The following is a 5,527-nucleotide window of genomic DNA, read 5'->3' as shown; positions in this document are numbered from 1 at the left end:
CGCCTCGCCTTTTGGCAGACTGATACCAAACTCCAGCAAAAAGGCGTGCATTTGGTTAGTGGTCTTTACCTTATCTTTGATGAGTGATTCTCTGACACGATGCAGTGCTCTCATCGCCTGTTGCGTCCCCGTTCTCGGCTGGACAAAACGCATTGAGGGGCGTGATGCCGCTTCACATATCGCCTCTGCATCAACGAAATCATTTTTGTTACTTTTGACAAAAGGACGAACAAACTGCGGAGATAGCTCAGTCGTTCAACCGGATAGGCCGGATCCATCGGCACATAAGCCCCGCCAGCTTTAAGAATAGCCAGCAGACCCACTACCATATCCAGACTGCGTTCAACGCAGATAGCGACGCGATCATCGGGCTGAACGCCCAGTGCAAGTAAGTAATGAGCCAGACGATTAGCTCGGCGGTTGAGTTCGCTGTAGCTGAGGGAGTGCTCTTCAAATACCACAGCGGTAGCGTCAGGGATCAGATCAACCTGCCGTTCAAACAGTTCATGGATCAGGCTATTCCGTGGGAAGTCAGCCTTGGTGTCATTGAAGTCCACCAATAACTGCTGACGTTCTTCGGCAGGCAGGATAGGCAGGCTCAGAACAGAACGCTGGGGGTCTGTTGCCAGAGAATTCACCAGTCCATCAATAGCTGTCATCAGATAGGCGGATACTCGGGTGGGGTCAATTCCTGCGATGGCCTGAACTGTCAGATTGAAACCTTCACCCAAATCATCCACGGAGAGAGTCAGTGGATAGTTGGTGCGATCTTCGGTAGTCAGTACGCGGATACCGTTCCAGATTGTATCAGTTGCACTTGTTTGACTATGACGGTAATTCAGCAATGCACTGAACAGCGGCATGGGTGGTGCCACGTTACTACAGCGCTGCGCCAGCGTCAGAGGAGCCTGTTCATGTTCCAGCAGTGTCATTAGATCATGGTAGGTGTTCTGCACTACTTCCAGCACACTACGATCGGCAAGAGATATTCTTAATGGCAGCGTATTGATAAACATCCCCATTACCCGATCGGCACCGACAGAACCTTGTAAACGGCCCAGTAACACAGAACCGAAAACCACATCGTCACGGCCGCTGGTTTGTGCCAACACCTGAGCCCAAGCGACATGGAACAGTACCCCAGGGCTGATACCCAGACAGCGAGCCTGGCTGCGGATCTCCTGTGCTAGCGCGGGACTCAGAGGTAAGCTGGCTTCGGCAATATTCTCTCCATCGTCTTGTATATTGAGCAACCCGAAGGGGGCCGTTGGAGCATCAACATCGGCAAGCTGAGCGCGGAAATAATCCTCATGCACCGAAGCTGGGACGCTCAGAGTTTGAGCGATGAAGTTACGGTACGGCAGTGGATTGGGCAAATCCTCAGTACGTCCCTGTAATAACAAGTGAATTTCATCAACAATAAGCGCCAGAGTCATATGATCACCAATCAGATGGTGAAAATTCAGCACCAGCAGCCATTCGTGGCTGGCCGGATCATGGGCGATATCTGCGGCGAACAGTGGTGCCTGACTAAGGTCAAGCCGGCGTTGGCGTGGGTTAGTGTAGGCCTGCAATTGTGCCAGCACATTGTCCTCTGAGGCGGGTACAAAGGTGTTTACTGATAGTGTAGCCTGTCGCCAAACTACCTGAACAGGTTGAGACAGCCCTTGCCAGCAGGCGGCAGTACGTAGGATATCATGGCGATTAATCACTTGTTGCAGGGCACCAAGGAAAGCGTCGAGACGTTCACGAGTATCGAAAGCCATCAGACTGCATAATAGGTATGTGTCACCTTGTTCCTGCATCCGATGGTGGAACAGTATGCCTTCCTGTAACGGTGCAAGCGGATAGATATCCTGCACATTGGCGGCCCCCCCAACTACGGTCCCGACAACAATATCGATTTCTGTTTGAGACAGTGTTACCAGTGGCAACATATCGGGAGTGATGGCAGGACAGTCTTCAGGAATACGATTAAGCGGCACAATAAAGGCAGATTCATCCTGAGCAGCCCGAATAGTTTTAGCCATGTCAGCAAGTATCGGTGCTGAAAAGACACTGCGGACATCGAGCAACCAACCCGCACTGCGTAGCTGTTCAATCAGGCTGACTGCCATCAACGAATGACCGCCAAGCTCGAAGAAGTGGTCATGACGTCCGACGCGTTCCAGCCCCAGCAGGTCTTGCCAAATCTGCGCCAGTGTGGTTTCTAACTCACCCACCGCGGCTTCATAGCCACGTGTGACTACCGCTGACTGGTCAGGAGCCGGTAGTGCCTGACGGTCGAGTTTGCCGTTAGGCGTGAGTGGGAAAGTTTCCAACATCACAAAAGCACTGGGCAGCATATAATCGGCCAGATGCTGTGCAAGTTGCTGGCGCAGTTTCGCTGGTACCAATTCAATATCAGGCTGTGTCCGAAGGTAGGCTACTAAGCGTTTATCACCGGGGATATCCTCGCGGGCGATGACAACGGCCTCGTCTATTTCTGGGTACTGAACCAGACGTTCTTCGATTTCCCCCAGTTCAATGCGGAAGCCGCGCAGCTTGACCTGAAAATCGTTGCGGCCAAGGTATTCAATATTACCATCGGATAGCCAGCGGCCGAGGTCACCCGTCTTATAAAGGCGAGCATCTGGCACTGCTGAGAACGGGTCTGGAATAAAGCGTTCTGCTGTCAGTTCTGGGCGGTTCAGATAGCCACGGGCCACGCCAACACCACCGATATGAATCTCTCCAGCTACACCGAGAGGAACAGGCTGGCCCTGTGTATCCAGAATATAGATTTGAGTATTAGCGATAGGCTGACCGATAGGGGGCACTTTCTCATCCTGAGCATTGCATAAATAGAGAGTTGCACAGACAGTACTCTCTGTTGGACCATAGGCATTGAACATCCGTCGTCCTGTTGCCAAGCGTTTGATCAGCGTTGGTGAACAAACTTCACCCCCTACAACCAAAGTTCGTAGTGTCGCAGGTACTGAATCCAATGCAGCCAGTGCTGTCGGCGTCAAAAGCATATGGGTAATGGCATTTTCTTTCAGGGTATGGAACAGTTCCGTACCAGGCAAAAGGTTCGTACGTTGAGCGAGATAGAGACAAGCTCCTGTCAGGAGTGCCATACAGCATTCCTGCATACAAACATCGAAACTGAAAGAAGCAAACTGCAATAGACGGCTATCGGCTGTAATGTCGAGGGTTCTTGTCTGAGCATCAATCAGATTAGACAAGCTACGGTGCTCAACCATCACCCCTTTGGGCTGGCCGGTGGAGCCGGAGGTGTAAATCACATAGGCCAGATGGCGTGAGGTTAGCCCCAGTGCCTGAGCATTAAGGTTTTCTTCCGATTCCTTATCAAAAGCCGTTGATTCTTGGGAAACGGATAGTCCTTGATCATCAAGTACCACAGTAGGCAGATTGCTACTGAGTACCTCAACGAGTGCGGACTGGGTGAGCAGAGCGACCGGTGCCACATCATCAAGCATATAGGCTAGTCGTTCGGCCGGATAGGCCGGATCGAGTGGTACATAAGCCCCGCCAGCTTTAAGAATAGCCAGCAACCCTACTACCATCTCCAGACTGCGCTCAACACAGATAGCGACCCGATCATCGGGTTGAACCCCCAGGGCGAGTAAGTCATGAGCCAGACGGTTGGCACGGCGGTTCAGTTCACCGTAGGTAAGCGACAGCTCTTCAAACACCACAGCAGTGGCGTCAGGAGTACGCTTAACCTGTTGCTCAAACAACTCATGGATAAGTGCCTCCTGCGGAAAGTCTGTTTGTGTCGCATTGAAATCTACCAATAGCTGCTGACGTTCTGCGGCAGGCAGGATCGGCAGGCTCAATATCGATAGTTGGGGTTCAGTTACCAGTGCATCTACCAACCCGCTGATCGCAGTGATCAAATAGTTGACCAACCGTAAAGGATCAATCCCCGCAGTGGTCTGGGCGAGCAGGCTGAAATCGTCTCCTAAGTCATCCACTGATAGAGTTAGCGGATAGTTGGTACGTATTTTTTCGTTCAGTATGCGCATACCGTCCCAGACCTTATTAACTGTACCTGGCTGGCTATGGCGGTAGTTGAGCAGAGCACTGAACAGCGGTAACGGCGGGTTCACACCACTGCAACGCTGTGCGAGCGTCAGAGGCGCCTGTTCATGCTCCAGCAGTGCCATTAGATCGCGGTAAGTGGCTTGCACAACTTCCAGAACGCTGCGATTAGCGAGAGTGATCCGCACTGGCAACGTATTGATAAACATTCCCATCACCTGATCGGCCCCGGCTGAGCCTTGCAAACGGCCGAGCAACACAGTGCCGAAAACTACATCGTCGCAGCCGCTGGTTTGTGCCAGCATCTGAGCCCAGGCAACATGGAACAGTACGCCAGGGTTGATGCCCAGACGGCGGGCCTGAGTACGTATCGCTTGTGCCAGAGTGGTATCCAATAGCAAACGAGCTTCGGTAACATCTTCACCATCCCCCTGTATATTAAGTAAGCCGAAGGAGGCGGTCGGGGCATCAATATCAGCGAGCCGGGCGCGGAAGTAGTCCTCATGTACAGAGGCTGGTACGCTCAGAGTCTGAGCAATAAAATTACGATAAGGCAGCGGGCTTGGCAGGGTTTCTGCTTGCCCCTGTAATAACTGGATGATCTCGTCAATGATAAGCCCTAATGTCATATGGTCACAAACCAGATGATGCAAACTCAGAGCCAACAGCCATTCATTGTTAGCTGAATCGAGAGCAATGTCGGCAACACATAACGGTGCTCGACTCAGATCGATCTGACGTTGACGCGGATCGGTGTGGGCCTGTAATTGGGCCAGCACATTATCTTCATCTTCGGAGGTTGGCACAAAAGTCGCCACTGACAGCGGCGCCTGACGCCAGACTACCTGCACAGGCTGCGTTAATCCCTGCCAGCAAACGGCGGTACGCAGGATGTCATGACGGTCTATCACCTGTTGCAGCGCCCCAAGGAAGGTATCAAGGCGTTCGCGAGTATTAAAGGCGATTAAATGGTGTAACAGATAAGCATCGCCTTGTTGCTGTAACCGATGGTGGAACAGAATGCCTTCCTGTAGCGGCGCGAGCGGATAAATATCCTGCACATTGGCAGCGCCGCCAGCCACCGTGTTGACAACCGTGTCGATTTCTGGCTGAGACAGGGTGACCAGTGGCAGCATCTCCGGCGTAATCGCTGTGCAACCTTCAGGAATACGGTTAGGCGGCACACTAAAGGCGGTTTTCCCCTGATTTGCCTGAATAGCCTGGGCCATGTCAGTCAGTACAGGGGCGGAAAAGACACTGCGCACATCCAGCCGCCAGCCGGCATTGCGCAGTTGTTCAATCAGGCTGACCACCATCAGCGAGTGACCACCGAGTTCGAAGAAATGGTCATGAAGTGATGTGATGGACGGCCCCTTTTTCAGCGGCAAATAGTGCCATCTTTCTTTCCGATGCACTGAATTTTTCGGGAGAGAACCTATCATGAATACGATCAAAGTCGTTGGCATTGACCTCGCCAAAA

2 pseudogenes are annotated in these 5,527 nt (G+C 52.3%); both read right to left on the bottom strand.

Annotated features, from left to right (window positions below):
* Positions 1-246: pseudogene (locus tag Xenpb_RS18895) on the bottom strand (transposase); the annotation flags it as partial.
* 53 nt (positions 247-299) lie between these two features.
* Positions 300-5,489 (bottom strand): annotated as a pseudogene (locus Xenpb_RS18890) (amino acid adenylation domain-containing protein); the annotation flags it as partial.
* Positions 5,490-5,527 lie beyond the last annotated feature (38 nt).

Origin of the sequence: Xenorhabdus sp. PB62.4 (genome assembly GCF_014467285.1) — a bacterium.
Classification (GTDB): Bacteria; Pseudomonadota; Gammaproteobacteria; order Enterobacterales; family Enterobacteriaceae; genus Xenorhabdus.
This window is presented reverse-complemented; position numbering and strand designations above follow the sequence as displayed.